Below are 18,953 nucleotides of genomic sequence, written 5' to 3'. Positions count from 1 at the left end.
GGCCGAGCAGGCATCCCCGCCGCCGTCGCAGGGCACCCCGCCGCGTCCCGCACCGTCAACGCCGCCCTCTCCCGGGCCTGCAGAGTCCTCGCCCGCGCCTCGGCGCCGGCAGGACCCGCCGCCTCCGCCATCGTCCGCACCGGCCGGGAAGGAGTAACACCTGATGGTCACGAACTCGACTAGCGACTACCCGCTGGCACCGGTGCAGTTCTCCCGGCTCGCCAGGCGCGGCATCATGCTCGGCCTGTCCCTGCCGCAGCTCATCGTCCTGGGCGTCGCGGTGCTCACGGTCGTCTTCTCCCTCTACGCCGCCGGCGGGATGGGCTTCGCTTGGACCGCACCCGTCTGGGGCACCTGCGCCCTGCTCGCGGTGATCCCTGCCGGGGGCCGGAAGGTGATCGAGTGGGTGCCGGTCCTCGCCCGCTGGGCCGCCCGGACCTATCTCGGGCAGCTCGTCTACCGGCGCCGCGTCATCAAGCCCCGCCCCGCCGGGACGCTCTCCCTACCGGGCGATGCGGCGCCGCTGCGGGAGTGGGAGGACCCCGAGACCGGGGCTGCGATGATCCACGACCCGCACGCACAGACCCTCACCGCGATCCTAGGCGTCTCCCACCCCGCGTTCGTCTTGCTCGATCCGGGTGAGCAGCAGCGCCGGGTCTCCGGCTGGGGCCGCGTGCTGGCCGCCGCGTGCCGTTCCGGACGGATCGCCCGCATCCAGGTGTCCGAGCGGACCCTGCCGGATTCCGGGACGGGCCTGGCGGAGTGGTGGCGCACGCACGGCACCGACGACGGCTCCTGGGCCGCGACCACCTACGCCGAGCTCATCGACCGCGCCGGCCCCGCCGGAGAACGCCACGCGACGACCATCTCGCTCGCGCTCGACATGAAGGCCGCCGCCCGGCAGATCAGGACCAGCGGTGGCGGGATACGGGGTGCGGCCGCGGTGCTGCGGCAGGAGATGAGCACGCTGACGACGGCGTTGCGCGCGGCGGAGCTCACGTCGACCGGATGGCTGGCGCCCGGCGAGGTCGCCGTCGTCCTGCGCTCGGCCTACGACCCCGCCGCCGCGCCCGCGCTGGAGCGGCACGGGGACCTCGGCCGTGACCTGGCGACGGCCGGCCCGGTCGCGGTCACGGAGACCTGGGACCGGCTGCGGTCGGACTCCGCGCACCATGCGGTGCTGTGGATCACCGAGTGGCCTCGCTCGCAGGTGTATCCCGGCTTCCTTGCCCCGCTCGTGCTGTCCAACGGCATCCTGCGCACCCTCGCCCTGCACTACACCCCGGTTCGCGCCGACCAAGCAGCGCGGGACCTGCGGAAGAAGAAGACCGAGCTCATCTCCGATGCCGCCCAGCGGCGCAAGATAGGGCAGATCGACGACGCGGCCAGCAGCGCCGAGCTGGACGACGTGCTCCAGCAGGAGGCGGACCTGACTGCCGGGCACGGCGTCCTGCGCGTCTCCGGCCTCGTCTCCGTGTCCGCGCCGACCGTGGACGAGCTCGACGCGGCGGTGGCGGCGGTCGAGCAGGCGGCGATCCAAGCGTCCTGCGAGACCAGGCGGCTCGTCGGTCAGCAGGCGCAGGCGTTCACCGCTGCCGCGCTGCCGTTGTGCCGGCCGGTCTGACTCGGCGCACCTGCTCACCAACCGTCACGCCTTCTTGTGAGGAGCCTTGATCATGCCGATCTTCGATGACCCGCTCGCGGACGCCGCTGAGGCGTCCGCCGCGCTGCGGGGCCTGGCCCACGCGACCCGGACGTTCGCGAGCCCCGCCGACACCTACCCGGTGATCGGAGAGCTGCTCGCCGGCGTCAGGTCGCTGCGGCAAGTGCTCGACCAGCTCGCCTCCGCCCATATCAACGCCCGCGCCAGGGCGCACGACGACGCCGGGAATCAAGCCGCTGGCGCAACCTCGGCTCTCGCGGCTGCCGACGAGCTGCACCAGGCCGGCACCCTGCTGGACACCGTGGAGTGGCGGCTGGACGCCGCCTCCCAGCACTCCGGCCGCATCGCCTGGCACCCAGCACCTGCCGTCGAGGACGGCCCGGCGAGGCGGTGGGTCAGCGTCGTGTTCCTGGAAGGCTCCGAGGCCGACGAGGTGCTGGAGCTGATCGACCGCGACGGGACGGATGCAGCGATCGAGCACCTGGCCGGGCACGACTACGGAGCGGAGACCACCCAGGCCGCGCTCGAGAACGGATACGTCTACGACGAGCCCCCGGCAGGTGCGCTCGACAAGGTGGCGACCAGAGACGTCTACACGCTCACCTACAACCCCTTCCTCGGGCACGTCTCGCTGCTGCGCGAGCACGACACTATGCGCGATCCGGCACTCCTCGGCGTCGACGCCCCGGCCTCCGCATCCGCATCGGAGTCGGGGCGGGAAGCGGAACGCGCCGCGCACAAGTCCACGCGTGCAGTCGGCGCCGCGGTCAGTCGGGGGCGAGACGGGGCCGACTGGTTCACCCGCCGCCCCGGCACCGCCTCCGCACACGGCCGGGGGCTGGCGCTGTGACCGGGCAGGACGACAGCCGCCTGCACACCGCTGTGCTCGTCGGGCCCGAAGGCGAGCGGCGCCGGGCACGCAAGGCCCGCCGGCAGGCGGCGGCGAAGGTCGAGACCGATGCCCGCCAGCATCGCAAGCTAGAAGCTCGGGCGAAGTGGGAGGCGGAGCAGGCTGAACGCCGCAGCACGAGCTACCTGCCCGCCGCCGGCGAGGCGGGACCTGCGGCGTTGCGGACGCCGGGCCGGTTCCGGCTCCCCAAGCACCAGGACACCTCCGCGACGCTCGCCGGCCAGTACCCCTTCCTGGCCGAAGCCGGCCTCGGCAGCCAGGGCGTCTTCGTCGGCCAGGACCTCTACAGCGGCGGATCGTTCGTGTTCGACCCCTGGGTGCTCTATCAGCGGGGGCTCATCACGGCGCCGAACGTCGTGCTCGCCGGCATCGTGGGGAGCGGCAAGTCGTCCCTGGCGAAGTCGCTGTACACGCGCAGCCTGCCGTTCGGACGCAGGGTCTACGTTCCCGGCGACCCGAAAGGGGAGCATACGAGTGTTGCGGAGGCGGTCGGCGGGCGGGCGATCATCCTTGGCCACGGCCTGCGCAACAGGCTCAACCCGCTCGATGAGGGCCACCGGCCGTCTGCGGTGTCGGATGCGGAGTGGGCGATGCAGGTCGCCTCTCGCCGCCGCGACCTCATCGGCGCCCTCGCAGAGACCGTGCTGGATCGGGCGCTGTCGCCGTTGGAGCACACCGCGATCGACCTCGCCCTTCAAGACGCTGTGAGGAGCGCCGAGGTCCCGATCCTGCCGATGGTCGTCGACCGCATCCTCAGCCCCAGCCGCGTCGACGACGAGGACGGCCGGCTCGCGGAAGATGGCCGGCTCGTCGGCCACGCGCTCCGTCGGCTCGTCGCTGGAGACCTCCAAGGCCTGTTCGACGGGCCCAGCACTGTGCGGTTCGACCCGTCGCTGCCGATGGTGTCGCTCGACCTGTCGCGGGTCGCGGAGAACAGCACGCTGATCTCGGTGCTGATGACCTGCTCGTCCGCATGGATGGAGTCCGCCCTGTCCGACCCGGCAGGCGGACAGCGATGGGTGATCTACGACGAGGCGTGGCGGCTCATGCAGTACCCGGCGCTGCTTCGCCGCATGGACGCCCAGTGGAGGCTGGCGCGGCACTTCGGGATCGCGAACATGCTCATCTTCCACAAGCTCTCCGACCTCGACAACGTCGGCGATGCCGGGACCGCGATGCGCGCCCTCGCCTCGTCGTTGCTGGCGAATGCGGAGACGCGGATCGTGTACCGGCAGGAGCCGGACCAGCTCGGCTCCACCGCCCTCGCGCTCGGGCTCACCGGCACCGAGCAGAAGCTGCTCCCAGGGCTCGGAACCGGGCAGGGGCTCTGGCGGATCAAGGACCGCAGCTTCGTCGTCCAGCATCAGCTCCACCCCGCCGAGCTCGCCGCGTTCGACACCACCGGCCGTATGACGAGCGATTCCCATGAGTTCAGGAATCTCGACGTGCCTTCAGGAATCCCGAACGATCGGCAGGATTCCTGATGCCCCGGCCCCGCTACAAGCGATCCTGGGGCGAACCCGCATCTCGAGACGGGAGTGTCGAGCCCGTGCCGGTCGTGCTCCCGCTCGTCGCCATCGCCATCGCCGAGGACGGCCGCATGACCGTCACTGTCGACGGGGCGCCGTTCGAGCCAGAGCCGTTCGCGCCGCCGTGGCGGCGGGAGGACTTCGCCCGCGTCCTCGACCAGCTCACCGACCTGCGCCGCTCCCCGGTGCGGGTCGAGGTGCGCGAAGCGGAAGGAACCGTGTTCACCGACATCATCACCCCGAGCAGGCGCCGCCGCACCGAATCCGATCCAGAGCCGGCATCGGAGGAACCGGCCCGCCGACCGGCGACGGATCTCGTCGTGCTGCACGGGGAGGGGTTCGTGCCGGGTGAGGACGTCGCGATCGCCGTCGTCATCGCCCACGGCGACGCCGCCCCGGATGGCACCATGCGCGGCATCATCGAGGCGGCACAGCTCGCCGGGAGCCCGACCCGCGAGGTCATCCTGCTCGGCCGGGTCTCCGGCACCTTCACGATCGGGCACCCCGAATGAGCACGCCCCGGCCCGCGGGGGCGCTCGGGGACGAGCTGAGCAACCTCGGCATCGGCATCCTCATCGGTGCCGCGGTCCTCGCCGCCATCCTCCGCGGCGCCGGGTCTGTCGCCGCCTGGATCACCGGGACCGGCCAGCCCACCGGCGGGATCGAGGCGGGCCTGGGTGTGCTGCTACACTCCGGCGACCCCGCTGCCGCGCTCGACGCTCCTGGCCTGAACGTCGTCGCGTACTGGATCACCGCCGGTCTGCTGGTCCTCGGCGCCGGGGTGGCCGGCTGGTGGGCGTGGCGGTTCTTCCGCGAGCACGGCCGCCGCGTGAAGACGGACCCTTACCGCATCGCCGGGATCGCCACCCGCAGCGAAGTCGCCAAGGCCGCCTCAGAGGCGGCGCTGCTGCGCCGGGCCGGTCACCTGCGGCCCTCGCTCCACCAGCCGCGGCCGGAGGATGTCGGCTACCGGATCGGCGCCTCACATGGCACGAGCGTCTGGGCGTCCGTCGAGGACAGCATCCTGCTGATCGGCCCGCCCCGCTCCGGCAAGGGTGCCCACATCGTCATCAACGCCATCTTGGACGGCCCTGGCGCAGTCGTCACGACGAGCACCCGCCCGGACAACCTCACCGCGACCCTCCGCGCCCGGCAGAAGATCGGCCCGGTCGCGGTGTTCGACCCGCAGCACCTCGCCGAAGGCCTGCCCGCCGGGCTCAGGTGGTCACCCATCCGCGGGTGTGAGGACCCGCTGACGGCGATGATCCGGGCGACCGGCCTCGCCGCCGGCACCGGTCTCTCGGCCGGCGGGGTCGAGGGCGGCGGGTTCTGGGAGGGCAAGACGAGAACCGCGCTCCAAGCGCTACTCCACGCCGCCGCCCTCGACCACCGGCCACCCTCGGAACTGTTCCGCTGGACCCTCGACCCCTCCGCCGCCGCGGACGCGGTCGCGATCCTTACCGCGAACCCGCGAGCCGCGACTGGGTGGGCGGACTCGTTGCAGGCGATGATCGACTCCGACCCCAGAACCCGCGACTCCATCTGGCAAGGCGTCTCGCTTGCCCTGGCCGCGCTGGCAGACCCGCGCGTGCTCGACGCCGTATCGCCGCGCGAAGACGAGGACTTCGACCCCGAAGCGTTCCTCCGCGACCGAGGAACCCTTTACCTGCTCGCCACCGGAGCCGGCGCCAACAACTCCGCTGCGTTGGTGGCTGCGTTCGTGGAAGACGTCGTGGAAGCTGCCCGCCGCCTCGCCGCCACCAGCCCCGGCGCCCGCCTCGACCCGCCACTGCTGCTCGCGCTCGATGAGGTCGGCAACCTCGCCCCGCTGCCGTCGCTACCGACGCTCATGGCTGAGGGCGGCGGAACCGGGATCACGACGATGCCCGTCCTCCAAAGCCTCGCGCAGGCGCGGGAGAAGTGGTCGGAAAACGCGGCCGGCGCGATCTGGGACGCCTCCATCGTCAAGATCGTCCTGGGCGGAGCGTCGAACTCCAAGGACCTGCACGACCTCACCACGCTCATCGGCGAGCGCGACGAGGTGACCGACTCCACCACGGTCGGAGACCACGGCTCCCGCTCCGCGCAACGCTCCATCCGCCGCGTGCCGATCATGCCGCCCGACACGATCCGCACCCTCCCGTTCGGGACTGCACTGGTGCTGCTGCGCTCCGCACCACCCATCGTCACCCGGATGCGGACCTGGACCGACCGGCCCGACGCGAAACAGCTGCGCGACGACCGGGCCGACATCGAGGCGACGCTGCAGCACCGCTCGGAGGAGCCGCCGGGCGCACCTGCCTGACAGAGCGGCCCCATCGTGGGGTCGCCGCCGATGTCAGAAAGAGGGGCAGTCCAATGGCTCTCCACACGCAGGAATCCGTCTCGGGGTTCATCGCCTCCGACCCGCAGCTCACCTACACGGAGCGGGGCGATGCCCGGTTCTACGCCAAGATCGGGCAGGAGCACTATCGCAAGGAGCCGGACGGGTCTTTCACGCAGACCGAGACGACCTTCCACGACCTCGTGGCGTTCAAGAAGACCGCCGAGCGCGCCCACGACCGGCTCGCCAAGGGAGACAAGTTCGTCGCCGAGGGCTACACCCGCGAGTACGACCGGACCGCTCCGGACGGCGAGGTGGTCAAGTCCGAGGAGTTCGTCGCGAAGAAGCTCGGCCACGACCTCGCCCGCACGAGCTACGAGGTCGACCGCACCCGCCGCCAGCCCGCCACGACGCAGGAGCCTGTGGGACAGGCGGCCGGCGCAGCTCATCGAGAGAGCTCGGGCACCGCCCCGGCGCTCGGGCTCTGAACGGCGGTGACCGCGATGAACCAGAACGACACCGCCCCCGAGACCGACGAGCCGGACCTGGACGAGGAGTCCGAGGAGTTCAACGGGCCGCTGATCCCGGAGCCTCCGCACCCGATCAACTGGAACCTCCTGACCAGCGAGGAAGCGGAGGCCGAGTGGCTGGAACTGAACCGCTGGGTCGACTGGCTGCGCCGCACCTACGGGCTGCCTGCTTCGGTGGTTCCGCCGTTCTGGCACCGCCACCCGGAGCTGTTGTGGGAGCTGAGCGCTCTGCACCTGCATTGGCTGTCCGCCTACGACCCGGAGCAGAACGGCTCCGCCCCGCTGGGCTGGCATCGCGACTTCGCCGACGCCCGCCAGCGGCTCCGCGACTGGGTCGCCGCTTCCGGAACCCGTCTCGACCGAGACCGCCCGACCCGGCAAACCACCTGGCCCGGCGAGGACCCGGCAGGCCCGGTCGAGGACACGATCATCGCTCACCGGGATCAGGACTTCGTGCAGTTCGTCCTCGACGATGTCGCCGCCCGCCGCCAGGCCGAGGACGACTTCTATGCCGGGCTCAACCCGAACACCGGAGAAGTCGCATGAGCGATACCGGCGGCACGATCGTGGTCTCCCCTCTCATGGACAGTCGCGAGATCGCCGCCTATCTCAAGGTGTCCGAGTCGACTTTGTCGAGGTGGCGTTCGGCTGGTCAGGGGCCGCCGTTCCTGCGGCTGGGCGGGATCGCCCGGTACCGCATCGACGCGGTCGACGCCTGGCTGGCGGGGCTGGAGCACAGCCATGCCCCGGAAGGCTGAGCCGCTCCCGCACGCGCAACCGAAGCCGGTGCCTCCGGTCGGCGTGAGGATCTCCACCGACCTGGAACGTCGCTCCTACGGCATCCGCGCCCGTGCCCGCTGGACGGACCCGATCAGCAAACGCCGCATCATCCGCTCCGAGATCGTCGCTGACGAGGCTGCAGCGCACGAGTTCTTCGACTCGCTGCGGCAGTCATCGGCCAAGGGCATGGACGTGTCCATGACGCTCACCGAGTTCGTCACCACGATCGGCGACCGATGGGCGCGCGGCCTCGACCCCACCTCCACCGGGGAGACCTACGGGTACGGGCTCAAGCTCCGCGTGCTACCTGCCCTCGGGCACCTACCCGTCACGCAGATCACCGCCGGGATCATCGACCGCACCATCGATGCCTGGGAGAAACGGCATAGGGCGTCAACGATCAAGAACTCGATCGCACCTCTCGTGCGGGTCCTCGACGAAGCAGTGCGCGACGGGCTCATCCCGATCAACCCCGCGAAGAACCGTGCCAAGCGCAGCCTGAACCGCAATGCCTTCCGTCTCCAGCCTGCGGAGGATGCTTCCCCACGCGCCCATGCGATCCCGGACATGGGAACGCTGACGACGCTCGCTGAAGCCTGCGGGAAGGTCCACCAGTCGTACTCCGACTTCGTCATGCTCGCCGCCCTCCTCGCAGCGCGCTCCTCCGAGGTCTCGGGCCTTCAGGCCGGTGACGTCCGGTTCGACAAGAACATCGTGGTGATCGCGCGGCAGACCTACCCCGGCAAAGGCGGGCTCATCACGAAGCAGACCAAAGGCCGCAGAGAACGCCGCGTCCCGATCCTCGACCCGCTCCGCCCGATCCTGGAACGCCTCGCGGAACGCAAGGAGCCCGAGGATCGGCTGCTGGTCGGCCCGAAGGGCGGTGCTCTCACGACCGCGACCGTGCGGGACGCGACGAACTGGGACCAGATCGTCAGCGATCTCGGCCTGCCCGACCTTACCCGGCACGGCCTCCGGCACACCGGGGCGACATGGATGGCGGACGCAGGCATCCCGCTGCACGTCCTCCAGGACATCCTCGGCCACGCCTCCGTCGAGACCACACGCGGATACCTGCACCCCGACGACCGCCATCTGGCCTCCGCTGCCGAACAGGCGAACGCCTTCCTTGCCCGATCCGCCAAGGCCGGCAGACCGAGCCGGCGCGAGGCCTCGAGGTCACTGTGACAGGTAGCCGGGAGCCGCGATCGGAGGCTCTGGTCCCCTTTTGGTCCCCTTATCCACAGACAACGACCTCCAGAGAGCCAGATACGGTCTCCGACGTCTGCGGGACGGCAACGATGCGGTGGCGAGGGGACCAGAGGGGGACCAACAAAAACCCGTCGACGGACATGACAAAGCCCTGATGAAAATGGCTTCTCATCAGGGCTTTTCTGTCGGGATGACAGGATTTGAACCTGCGACCCCCTGACCCCCAGTCAGGTGCGCTACCAAGCTGCGCCACATCCCGTGGCTTCAATTTTCAGTTGTTCGGGCCGACCGGAGGGGGTGAACCCCTTGACCCCCAGTCAAGTGCGCTACCAAGCTGCGCCACAGCCCGTCACCGTCTCCGCGGCTCGCGCGGCGACTGGATCAGACTAGCGCACCCACTCGCCCGTACCGAAATCGCCTGGTCACTTGCGCTGTCGACGCTCCTTGACGCGGACGTTGACCCGCACCGGGGACCCGTCGAAACCGAACGTCTCACGCAGTCGACGCTCGAGGAACCGGCGGTAGCCGGCCTCGAGGAATCCCGTGGAGAAGAACACGAACGTCGGCGGCCGGGTGGTGGCCTGGGTGCAGAACCGGATGCGGGGCAGGCGTCCGCCGCGCATGGGTGGTGGGGTCGCGGCGACGACCTCGTTCATCCATGTGTTGAGCGGCCCGGTGGGGATCCGCTTGTCCCACGAGTCGAGCGCGGTCTCCATCGCCGGCACCAGCTTCGCCAGCGCACGGCCCGTCTTGGCGGAGATGTTGACACGGTGCGCCCAGGAGAGGACCCGTGACAGCTCGCGGTCGATCTCCTTGTCCAGGTCGTAGCGGCGGTCCTCGTCGACGAGATCCCACTTGTTGAACGCGATCACCAGTGCGCGCCCGGCGTCGGCGACCATGGAGATCACCCGCAGGTCCTGCTCGGTGATGGGCTCGGAGGCGTCGAGGAGCAGCACCACGACCTCGGCGGCCTCGATCGCACCGCGGGTGCGCAGCGAGGCGTAGTACTCGTGCCCGTAGGCCTGGTTGACCTTGCGCCGCAGCCCGGCCGTGTCGACGAACCGCCACGTGCGGCCCCCGAGCTCGACCAGCGAGTCGACGGGGTCGACCGTGGTGCCGGCGACGTTGTCGACCACGGCGCGGTCCTCGCCCGTGAGCTTGTTGAGCAGGCTCGACTTGCCCACGTTGGGCTTGCCCACCAGGGCCACCCGGCGCGGCACGTCGGCCGCCTCGCGCATCCTCGCCTTGGAGGGCAGCTGCCTCAGGATCTCGTCGAGCAGGTCGGCGGTGCCGCGCCCGTGTGCCGCGGAGATGGCGTAGGGCTGGTCGAGGCCGAGTCCCCAGAACTCGGCGGCCTCCAACTCGGCCTTGTCGCTGTCGACCTTGTTGACGGCGAGGATCACCGGGGTGTCGGCGCGGCGCAGACTCCTGGCCACCGTCTCGTCGGCCGCGGTGATCCCCACGGTGCCGTCACAGACCAGCACGATGAGGTCGGCGGTCCCCATGGCGATCTCGGCCTGCTGGGCGATCGAGCGGTGCATGCCCTTGGCGTCCTGCTCCCAGCCGCCGGTGTCCTGGACCATGAAGGTCCGGCCGTTCCACAGCGCCTCGTAGGAGACGCGGTCGCGCGTGACGCCCGGGACGTCCTCGACCACGGCCTCGCGGCGGCCGATGATCCGGTTGACCAGGGTGGACTTGCCGACGTTGGGGCGGCCGACGATCGCGACGGTGGGGAGGATCTCCACGCCTTCGGTCACCGCCCCGATCTCGTCGGCGAACTCCGCGGCGACCGCGTCCCAGTCTGTGTCGTCGTTCCAGGCGTCCTCGACGGTCTCCTCGCCGGGGCCGGTCGGCAGGTCGAAGTCGGTGGTGTCCTCGTTGCTCGTCACTGTGCGTTCCCTTCTGCGGTGGCGCCGTGCGACGCGTGGGTGCCCTCGGCGAGCGCGACCAACCGGTCGAGCACCTCGTCGAGGGTGAGGTCGGAGGTGTCAATGACGACCGCGTCGGCGGCCGGCCGCAGCGGGCTCGCGGCGCGCGTGGAGTCCTTGCGGTCGCGCTCGATGACGGCGGCGAGCACCTCGTCGTAGTCGGCCGCGCGTCCGGCGGCCCGGTCCTGGTCGGTACGGCGGCGCGCGCGGACCTCCGGGCTGGCGGTGAGGTAGATCTTCACCTCGGCGTCCGGCAGGACGACGGTGCCGATGTCCCGGCCCTCGAGGACGACCGTGCCGCCGTCGGACGCCAGGCGCCGTTGGAGCCGGACGAGGTTCTCACGCACCTCCGGCACGGCCGACACCGCGGAGACGGCCGCGGTGACGCGGGCGGTGCGGATCTCCTCGCTCACGTCCTCGCCGCGGAGCAGGACGCACTCGGCGCCGGCGTCGGTGCCGATCTCCAGGGGGAGATCCGCGGTCGCGGCGATGACGGCGGCGGAGTCCTCGGCGTCGATCCCGGCGCGCAGGACCTGCAGGGTGGCGACCCGGTACATGGCGCCGGTGTCGAGGTAGGCACCGCCGAGCCGGCGCGCCAGCGTCCGGGCGAGCGTGGACTTACCGGTACCGGCCGGCCCGTCGATGGCGATACGGCGACGCGGCGCGGGCGCGGGCGCGGGCCCCGTCGCGGAGGCGGAGGCGGGGACGGCGCTCACAGGCCCACCGCCTGGTAGAGGTCGGAGACCTCTCTGCGGTTGAGCTTGCGGAAGGTGCCCGCGCGCTGGTCGCCGAGCGCGACCGAGCCGAAGCGGGTCCGGACGAGTGACTCGACCGGGTGGCCGACCTCGGCGAGCAGCCGACGGACGATGTGCTTGCGCCCCTCGTGGAGCACTACTTTGACCAGCGACCGCCCGTCGTGGACGTCGAGGAGCGAGAACTGGTCGACCTTCGCCGGACCGTCCTCGAGCTCGACGCCCTCGCGCAGCTGCTTGCCGATGCCCTTGCCGACCACGCCGGTGACGGTCGCCATGTACGTCTTGGACACCTCATATGACGGGTGCATGAGGCGGTGCGCCAGCTCGCCGTCGTTGGTCACCAGGAGCAGGCCCTCGGTGTCGGCGTCGAGGCGGCCGACATGGAACAGGCGCTGTCCCGCGTCGATGCGGTCGGCCACGAGGTCGCCCACGCAGGGCCGACCCATCTCGTCGGACATGGTCGTGTGGTACCCGCGGGGCTTGTTGAGCGCGAGGTGCACGAGGGTGTCGTCGAGCACGATGCGGGTGCCGTCGACGCGGATCACGGCGGTGACGGGATCCACCTTGACGCCCATCTCGCGCACGATCTTCCCGTCGACCTCCACCCGCCCGCGGGCGATGAGTTCCTCGGAGGCCCGGCGGGAGGCGACCCCGGCCTGGGCCAGGATCTTCTGCAGGCGGACCGGTGCGCCGTCTCGGCCAGCGGATTCAGTCATGGGTGAGTCACATCTCTTCGTCGTCGTCTCGGGGGGTGGGTCCGGGCGCCGCCGCGCGGCGCCGCCCCAGGGGGATCCGCGGATCCTCCGCGGGGTCGTCGCTCATCTCGTCGACCAGGTCGACATCCGGGAGCAGCGGGGCGATGTCCGGCAGCTCGTCGAGCGACGCGAGACCCAATCTTTCCAGAAATAGTTCCGTCGTCCTATACAGCATGCCCCCGGTGTCGGCGTCAGTGCCGCATTCGACCGCCAGTCCGCGCGCCACGAGGGTCCGCATGACGCCGTCGACGTTGACGCCGCGGACCGCCGCGATGCGGGAACGGGTCACCGGCTGACGGTAGGCGATCACCGCGAGGGTCTCCAACGCGGCGCGGGTCAGCCGCGAGCTCGTCCCGTCCGTGAGGAGCCGCTCGACGTACGGCGCCAGCTCGCGACGCGTGTAGAGCCGCCAGCCGTCGCCGGTGCGCCTCAGGTCGATCCCGCTGCCCGCCGCGGTGAGCTCATCGCGCCACGCGTTCAACTCCGCCTCGACCTCCGCGACCGTGGACCCGGCGGCCGCCGCCAGCACGTTCTCCGCCGTCGGCTGGTCCACCACGAGCAACAGTGCCTCGAGCCGCGCCCGCAGGGGCGGGACGTCCGTTCCGGGGCCACCGAGCTCGTCGTCGTCGCCCCCCGGTCCCACCGCGCCCACCCGACCCACGTCGCCGGGAGCGCCCACGTCACCACTCACGTCCACTCGTCCCTCCCCCTCGTCACGTCGTCGGCCTCGCCGCCGGTCCAGCTCACCGACAACTCCCCCAGCGCCTCGTCCTGGGAGAGCGCGACCGCGCGCGCCCGGTACAACTCCAACAGGGCGAGGAACCTGGCGACGACGACGAGGGATTCGTCACAGCCCGAGACCAGTTCGCGGAAATCCACCCACCGGCCCTCGCCATGGAAACGCAGCAGCTCGAGGACGCGGGCGGCCTGCTCGGGAACCGAGACCACGGGAGCGTGGACATGCCCCACCCCCACCTCCTCCACCGGCCGCGGCCGGAACGCCACCGCGGCGATGGTGGCGAACTGCTCCGGATCCACCCCGAGCTCGACCTCGGGCAGCAGTCCGAGGAACTCCTCGTCCGGCCCGGCGGTCCGGGGATACGAGTGCCGCGCGGTCCGGTCGAGCTCGGCGAACAGCTCCGCCACCCGCCGGAACGCCCGGAACTGCAGCAACCGAGCGAACAGCATGTCGCGGGCCTGCAGCAGCGCCAGGTCCTCGGGGTCCTGCACCTCCCCCGACGGCACCAGCCGCGCGGTCTTGAGGTCCAACAGCGTCGCCGCCACCACGAGGAACTCGGTGACCTCCTCCAGCCCCGCCTCCTCGCCCAGCCGGCGCGTGTGGGCGATGAACTCGTCGGTCACGGCGTGGAGCGCGACCTCGGTGACGTCCAGTCGGCGCGAGTCGATGAGTCCCAGCAGCAGGTCGAACGGGCCCGTGAAGTTCGTGAGGTGGACGGTGAACGCCCGCGGGTCCCCGGCCTCGGCGGCGGCGGTGTCCCCGGCGCCGTCCCGCTCGGGAGATGGCGCCCCCACCCCGGTCACCGCGCGCTCACCTGCCGCGTTGGATGACCTCGCGCGCCAGGGCACGGTAGGCCTGGGCCCCCGCGGACCTCGGGGCCCACGTGGTGATCGGCTCCCCGGCGACGGTGGTCTCCGGGAAGCGGACCGTGCGGGTCACGAGCGTGTCGAAGACCTTGTCGCCGAACACCTCGACCACCCGGCCCAGGACGTCGCGGGCGTGGACCGTGCGCCGGTCGAACATGGTGATGAGGATCCCGGTCAGGTGCAGACGCGGGTTGATCCGGTCGCGGACCTTGTCGATCGTGTCCGTGAGCAGCGCGAGGCCGCGCAGGGAGAAGTACTCGCACTCCATGGGGATGAGTACCCCGTCCGAGCAGGCCAGCGCGTTCACGGTGAGCAGGCCCAGGGACGGCTGGCAGTCGATCAGCACGTAGTCGTAGCGGTCGAGAACCGGGTACAGCGCCCGGCCCAGAGCCTGCTCGCGCCCCACCTCGTTGACCAGCTGGATCTCCGCCGCCGACAGGTCGATGTTCGCGGGGATGAGGTCCACGCCCTCGACGCGCGTCCGGACCAGGACCTCCTCGGTGGACACGGAGTTGTCCACGAGCAGGTTGTAGACGGTCAGGTCGAGCTGGTGGTGCGGGATGCCCAGGCCGGCCGACAGCGCGCCCTGCGGGTCGAGGTCCACCACGAGCACGCGACGCCCGTACTCGGCCAACGCGGCGGCGAGGTTGATGGTGCTGGTGGTCTTCCCGACGCCGCCCTTCTGATTGCACATCGACACCACCACGGCGGGCCCGTGCGAGGTCAGGGGCTCGGGCTCGGGGATCGCGGAGAAGCCCTCACCGGCGGCGGGGTCGTCCGCGCCCAGCAGCTCCGCGCGCGAGAACAACGCGGGATCCATCGCCCCAGTGCCCTGCGCCACCCGCGTCTCCTCTCGTCACCGTCTCACCCGGACCCGCCTGTCTCGCGGCCCGCGCCGTACCCACGGTCACGTTACCGTGCGCGGGGGTGGCACTCGGCCCAGACCTCGCGGAGCGTGTCGACCGTGACGAGGGTGTACACCTGCGTGGTGGTGACCGAGGCGTGTCCCAGCAGCTCCTGCACCACACGGATGTCCGCTCCGCCGTCGAGCAGGTGGGTGGCGAACGAGTGCCGGAACGAGTGCGGGGACACCTCCTGCGTCACGCCCGCGCGTGCCGCGGCCGCCGAGACCACGTTCCACAGGGTCTGCCGCGAGAACCGGCCGCCGCGCGTGTTGAGGAACAACGCGGGTCCACCTCGCTTCGCCAGCGCGGGCCGGGCGCGCGTGAGGTAGGCGCCCACCGCCTCGCACGCCGGGCGGCCCACGGGGACGAGTCGCTCCTTGCCGCCCTTGCCGCGCAGGATCACCGTCCCGCCGTCGGGGTGGTCCAGGCCGTCGAGGTCGTCGACGTCCAGGCCGATCAGCTCGGCGGCCCGGGCCCCGGTCGCGTAGAGCAGTTCGAGCATCGCCCGGTCCCGCAGTCGCGCCGGGTCGGTGTCGACGCCCGTGTCGCCCGCCGCCTCGATCACGGCGATCATCCGATCGACGGGCAGCGCCTTGGGCAGCCGGCGCGGCGGGCGGGGCGGGGTGACCGCCGCCGCGACGTCGGTGTCGGTCACTCCGTCGTGGGTGGCGAACCGGTGCAAGCCGCGGACCGCCGCGAGGGTCCGCGCGACCGAGCTCGGGGCCAGCGGGGGGCGGCCCTCGTCCGGGTCACCGGTGGCCAGCCGGGCGCGGAAGTCCTCGACGTGCGCCTCCGTGACGGCGGTGAGGTCGTCGACGCCCATCGCGGCGAGGTGGCGGCGGTATCTGTCCAGGTCGCGACGGTAGGCGGCGAGGGTGTGGGCCGACGCGCCCTTCTCGACGGCGAGGTGGTCCAGGTACTCACGGATCCGGGCGGTCGCCCCGCCCCCGGAGGTCATCGACGACGCCCGCCGCGTCAGGGCCGGTCGATCACCGCGCGGGCCGCGAGGATGCCGGCCACCGCGATGCCGTTGACGATCCGTCCGTCGAGGACCGAGTCGACGGCCTCCGCGAACGGGATGCGCGCGACCTCCATGTCCGCCTCCTCGTGTTCGGCCTCAGGGCGCCCGACCTCGCGCAGCCCCGTGGCCAGGTACACGTGCACGCGCTCGGTGCAGAACCCCGGTGAGGGGATCATCTCGATGACCGGCCGCCAGTGCTCGGCCTCGAGCCCGGTCTCCTCGACGAGCTCGCGGCGCGCGGTCCCCAGGGGGTCCTCACCCTCGACGTCGCACAGGCCGGCGGGAAGCTCCCAGAGTCGCTCCCCCACCGCGTGACGGTACTGCCGCACCAGCGTGATGCGCTGCTCGTCGTCCAGCGCCACCACCGCGACCGCGTCGTCGTGGCCGCAGACCTCCCGCTCGGCGGTGCCCCCGCCCGGCATGGTCAGGGTGTCGACACGAAGGCGCACCACCCGACCGTCGAAGATCTCCCGGCTGGAGACGGTCCGGTAGTCGTGGGACCCGGGGGCACCGCTGTCGGTCATCTGCGCTCAGTTCCCGTCCGCGGAGGTGCCGGCGGCCGACTCGGAGTCGACCTCGTCGGCGCGGACCGTCGAGGTCTTGGCGTCCGGGGCGTCGACGACGCCGGCGGAGTTCTCCCCCGCCTGACCGGAGCGCCACGGCTCGACAGGCAGCCGCATCTCGTTCTCGTAGTCCAGGGCCGCCTTGATGAAGGCCACGAACAGCGGGTGCGGCCGGGTCGGACGCGACTTGTACTCCGGGTGCGCCTGGGTGGCCACGAAGAACGGATGCTGCTCGCGCGGGTACTCGACGAACTCCACCAGGTGGCCGTCCGGGGAGGTGCCGGAGAACTGCAGACCGGACTCGGCGATCGTGTCGCGGTAGGCGTTGTTGACCTCGTAGCGGTGCCGGTGGCGCTCGGTGATCTCGGTGGTCCCGTACGCCTCGGCCACGATCGACCCCTTGGCGAGGACGGCCGGGTAGGACCCCAGGCGCATCGTCCCGCCGAGGTCGGCGTTGCCGGCGACCGCGTCGACCTGGTCGGCCATGGTCGAGATCACCGGGTGCGCGCCGTCGGGCTCGAACTCGCTGGAGGAGGCGCCCTCGAGGCCGACCGAGCGGGCCGCCTCGATGACCGAGCACTGCAGTCCGAGGCACAGCCCGAGCAGCGGGATCTTGTTCTTGCGCGACCAGGAGATCGCCCCGAGCTTGCCCTCGATGCCGCGGATGCCGAAGCCACCCGGGATGAGCATGCCGTCGACGCCGTGCAGCGCCTCGCGCGCGCCGGCCTCGGTCGTGCAGGCGTCCGACTCGACCCACCGGATGTTGACCCGCGCGTGGTGGGCGAAGCCGCCCGCCCGCAGGGCCTCGGTCACGGACAGGTAGGCGTCGGGCAGGTCGATGTACTTGCCGACGAGGGCGATCTCGACCTCCTCGCGCGGCTCGTGCACGCGCGTGAGCAGGTCGCCCCACACGGTCCAGTCGACGTCACGGAACGGCAGGTTGAGGCGGCGGATGACGTGGGTGTCGAGGTGCTCGTTGAACAGCACCTTGGGGATGTCGTAGATGCTCGGCGCGTCCGGCGTGGACACGACGCCCTCGAGGTCGACGTCGCACATGAGCGCGATCTTGGCCTTGAGGCCGTCCGGCACGTTCCGGTCCGACCTCAGGACCAGCCCGTCGGGCACGATGCCGATCGACCGCAGCGCGGCAACAGAGTGTTGGGTCGGCTTGGTCTTGAGCTCGCCCGAGGGCGCCAGGAACGGCACGAGGGAGACGTGGAGGAAGAAGATGTTCTCCCGGCCGACCTCGTGGCGGACCTGCCGGCAGGCCTCGAGGAAGGGCTGCGACTCGATGTCTCCGACGGTGCCACCGACCTCGGTGATCACCACGTCGGGACGGCGACCCTGATCATCAGGGTCCCCCATCGCGATGATGCGTTCCTTGATGGCGTCGGTGATGTGCGGGATCACCTGGACGGTGTCACCGAGGTACTCGCCGCGCCGCTCCTTGGCGATGACCGCCGAGTAGACCTGGCCGGTGGTGACGTTGGCCTTGGCGTTGAGGTCGCGGTCGAGGAACCGCTCGTAGTGCCCCAGGTCGAGGTCGGCCTCCGCGCCGTCCTCGGTGACGAACACCTCACCATGCTGGAAGGGGTTCATCGTGCCCGGGTCGACGTTGATGTACGGGTCGAGCTTCTGCATGGTGACGCGGAGTCCGCGGGCGGTGAGCAGCTGCCCGAGGCTCGAGGCGGTCAGCCCCTTGCCCAGCGACGACGCCACGCCGCCGGTGACGAAGATGTGCTTGGTCGCGGACCGCGATGCGGCTCGATTCAGTGCCAAGGGGACTCCCGTGTCCATACGCCGGAATGGATGAATGCTGGTGCGGCTCCGGTGCACCCCACGGGGCTTCAGGCTATCACCGCTACGGCGTCGGGGGGAGCGACGGCGCCGCGGCGGACGCGTCCGGCGCGAGACCGTAGTGACCCTGCTCACGGGCGAGTTGCTCGGCCAGCGCTAACGCCGTCGCCAGACGGCCGGCGTCGGTTCCCGCGTCGTCGACGGTCGAGACGTCCTCCTCGCCGGAGGACCGTAGGACGCCCACCGCGTCGTGGCCGGCGCCCTCTCCGAGGCGGGCGGAGACCACGGTTCCCGCGCCTTCACGGTCGAGCGTCCGGGCCAGGGCGGCCACGCGGACCGCGGTCGACTCCTGCTCCTGCGGGCCGGTGACGACGAGCGCCAGCTGACCGGGCCGGAGAGTGCCGGGTTCGAAGTCGATGACGTCCGCGTCCGCGAGGGTGGTGAGCACGGTCGCCCGGTCCTCGTCCGCCAGGTGCGGCTCGGCGTCCTCGGCGCGCAGTAACCCCGCGCGGCCGAGCGCGGTGCCGAGCTGGGTGCCCAGGTCGGCGTCGGCGGTCGGGGCGGTGCCGATCGGCAGGTTGGCCACGAGTGCCTGCAACTCCGCGTCGGCGGCCGGGTCCACGGCCTTGTCGGTGAGGGTCACGCGGCCGGCGTCGATGCCGCCCGCCGCGGCGATG

20 protein-coding genes and 2 tRNA genes are annotated in these 18,953 nt (G+C 71.4%); 10 read left to right on the top strand and 12 right to left on the bottom strand.

All coding sequences use genetic code 11. The features are described from left to right. From HMPREF3086_RS19260 to HMPREF3086_RS05255, 10 genes are all read left to right on the top strand, one after another. On the top strand, nt 1–183 hold a 183-nt coding region (locus HMPREF3086_RS19260; protein ID WP_210401842.1), incomplete at its 5' end, for a hypothetical protein. Next, entirely contained in the window at nt 164–1,624 is a 1,461-nt protein-coding gene (locus tag HMPREF3086_RS05295) for an SCO6880 family protein (RefSeq protein ID WP_024357605.1), read from the top strand. The genes HMPREF3086_RS19260 and HMPREF3086_RS05295, both read left to right, overlap by 20 nt. Before the next feature lie 52 nt (nt 1,625–1,676). Beyond that, nucleotides 1,677–2,513: a hypothetical protein gene (locus HMPREF3086_RS05290; RefSeq protein WP_024357606.1), complete on the top strand. Its 837-nt coding sequence runs from the start codon at nt 1,677–1,679 to the stop codon at nt 2,511–2,513. Beyond that, nucleotides 2,510–4,057 (top strand): ATP-binding protein, encoded by a 1,548-nt coding sequence (locus HMPREF3086_RS05285; RefSeq protein ID WP_024357607.1) that lies wholly within the window; start codon nt 2,510–2,512, stop codon nt 4,055–4,057. The genes HMPREF3086_RS05290 and HMPREF3086_RS05285 overlap by 4 nt, the downstream gene beginning before the upstream one ends. Nucleotides 4,058–4,122: 65 nt before the next feature. Beyond that, on the top strand, nt 4,123–4,614 hold the full coding sequence (locus HMPREF3086_RS05280) for a hypothetical protein (RefSeq protein ID WP_036085151.1): 492 nt from the start codon (nt 4,123–4,125) through the stop codon (nt 4,612–4,614). Continuing rightward, entirely contained in the window at nt 4,611–6,407 is a 1,797-nt protein-coding gene (locus tag HMPREF3086_RS05275; protein WP_024357609.1) for a type IV secretory system conjugative DNA transfer family protein, read from the top strand. The genes HMPREF3086_RS05280 and HMPREF3086_RS05275 overlap by 4 nt, the downstream gene beginning before the upstream one ends. A gap of 53 nt (nt 6,408–6,460) precedes the next feature. After that, entirely contained in the window at nt 6,461–6,913 is a 453-nt protein-coding gene (locus HMPREF3086_RS05270; protein WP_024357610.1) for a single-stranded DNA-binding protein, read from the top strand. 15 nt (nt 6,914–6,928) lie between these two features. After that, complete coding sequence (locus tag HMPREF3086_RS05265) at nt 6,929–7,501, top strand: hypothetical protein (protein ID WP_024357611.1); 573 nt, start codon at nt 6,929–6,931, stop codon at nt 7,499–7,501. After that, nucleotides 7,498–7,713 (top strand): helix-turn-helix transcriptional regulator, encoded by a 216-nt coding sequence (locus tag HMPREF3086_RS05260; protein WP_024357612.1) that lies wholly within the window; start codon nt 7,498–7,500, stop codon nt 7,711–7,713. The genes HMPREF3086_RS05265 and HMPREF3086_RS05260 overlap by 4 nt, the downstream gene beginning before the upstream one ends. 43 nt (nt 7,714–7,756) lie before the next feature. Continuing rightward, entirely contained in the window at nt 7,757–8,923 is a 1,167-nt protein-coding gene (locus tag HMPREF3086_RS05255) for a tyrosine-type recombinase/integrase (protein ID WP_210401841.1), read from the top strand. A gap of 209 nt (nt 8,924–9,132) precedes the next feature. Here the strand turns inward: HMPREF3086_RS05255 and HMPREF3086_RS05250 are convergent. The 12 genes from HMPREF3086_RS05250 to HMPREF3086_RS05195 form a co-directional block, all read right to left on the bottom strand. Beyond that, nucleotides 9,133–9,206: transfer RNA gene (locus HMPREF3086_RS05250), tRNA-Pro, on the bottom strand. Nucleotides 9,207–9,226: 20 nt separating this feature from the next. Beyond that, a tRNA-Pro gene (locus HMPREF3086_RS05245) sits at nt 9,227–9,296 on the bottom strand. A gap of 73 nt (nt 9,297–9,369) precedes the next feature. Further along, entirely contained in the window at nt 9,370–10,836 is a 1,467-nt protein-coding gene (der, locus tag HMPREF3086_RS05240; protein WP_371441655.1) for a ribosome biogenesis GTPase Der, read from the bottom strand. Next, on the bottom strand, nt 10,833–11,591 hold the full coding sequence (cmk, locus tag HMPREF3086_RS05235) for a (d)CMP kinase (RefSeq protein ID WP_246830912.1): 759 nt from the start codon (nt 11,589–11,591) through the stop codon (nt 10,833–10,835). The genes der and cmk overlap by 4 nt, the downstream gene beginning before the upstream one ends. Further along, on the bottom strand, nt 11,588–12,346 hold the full coding sequence (locus HMPREF3086_RS05230) for a pseudouridine synthase (RefSeq protein ID WP_070720547.1): 759 nt from the start codon (nt 12,344–12,346) through the stop codon (nt 11,588–11,590). The genes cmk and HMPREF3086_RS05230 overlap by 4 nt, the downstream gene beginning before the upstream one ends. Nucleotides 12,347–12,353: 7 nt before the next feature. Continuing rightward, nucleotides 12,354–13,082, bottom strand: coding sequence for an SMC-Scp complex subunit ScpB (gene scpB, locus HMPREF3086_RS05225; RefSeq protein WP_083324320.1), 729 nt, complete (start codon nt 13,080–13,082; stop codon nt 12,354–12,356). Then, nucleotides 13,073–13,927 carry a segregation and condensation protein A gene (locus HMPREF3086_RS05220; RefSeq protein WP_083324319.1) on the bottom strand — a complete coding sequence of 285 codons (855 nt, stop codon included), beginning with the start codon at nt 13,925–13,927 and terminating at the stop codon, nt 13,073–13,075. The genes scpB and HMPREF3086_RS05220 overlap by 10 nt, the downstream gene beginning before the upstream one ends. A 7-nt stretch (nt 13,928–13,934) precedes the next feature. Further along, nucleotides 13,935–14,810, bottom strand: a complete 876-nt coding sequence (locus tag HMPREF3086_RS05215; RefSeq protein WP_007629053.1) for a ParA family protein — start codon at nt 14,808–14,810, stop codon at nt 13,935–13,937. A gap of 92 nt (nt 14,811–14,902) precedes the next feature. Further along, nucleotides 14,903–15,853, bottom strand: a complete 951-nt coding sequence (locus HMPREF3086_RS05210; RefSeq protein ID WP_070720543.1) for a tyrosine recombinase — start codon at nt 15,851–15,853, stop codon at nt 14,903–14,905. 17 nt (nt 15,854–15,870) lie between these two features. After that, nucleotides 15,871–16,440, bottom strand: a complete 570-nt coding sequence (locus tag HMPREF3086_RS05205) for an NUDIX domain-containing protein (RefSeq protein WP_070720540.1) — start codon at nt 16,438–16,440, stop codon at nt 15,871–15,873. Nucleotides 16,441–16,446: 6 nt separating this feature from the next. Continuing rightward, nucleotides 16,447–18,276 (bottom strand): CTP synthase, encoded by a 1,830-nt coding sequence (locus tag HMPREF3086_RS05200; protein WP_070720536.1) that lies wholly within the window; start codon nt 18,274–18,276, stop codon nt 16,447–16,449. A 64-nt stretch (nt 18,277–18,340) separates the two neighbouring features. After that, nucleotides 18,341–18,953: copper transporter (locus HMPREF3086_RS05195; RefSeq protein ID WP_070720531.1), on the bottom strand; the 613-nt coding region annotated here is incomplete at its 5' end.

The sequence above is a fragment of the Dietzia sp. HMSC21D01 genome, from assembly GCF_001815995.1.
In the GTDB taxonomy this organism is placed as follows: Bacteria; Actinomycetota; Actinomycetes; order Mycobacteriales; family Mycobacteriaceae; genus Dietzia; species Dietzia cinnamea.
Note: the sequence above shows the minus strand (reverse complement) of the source record. Positions and strands in the feature narration are given on the sequence as shown.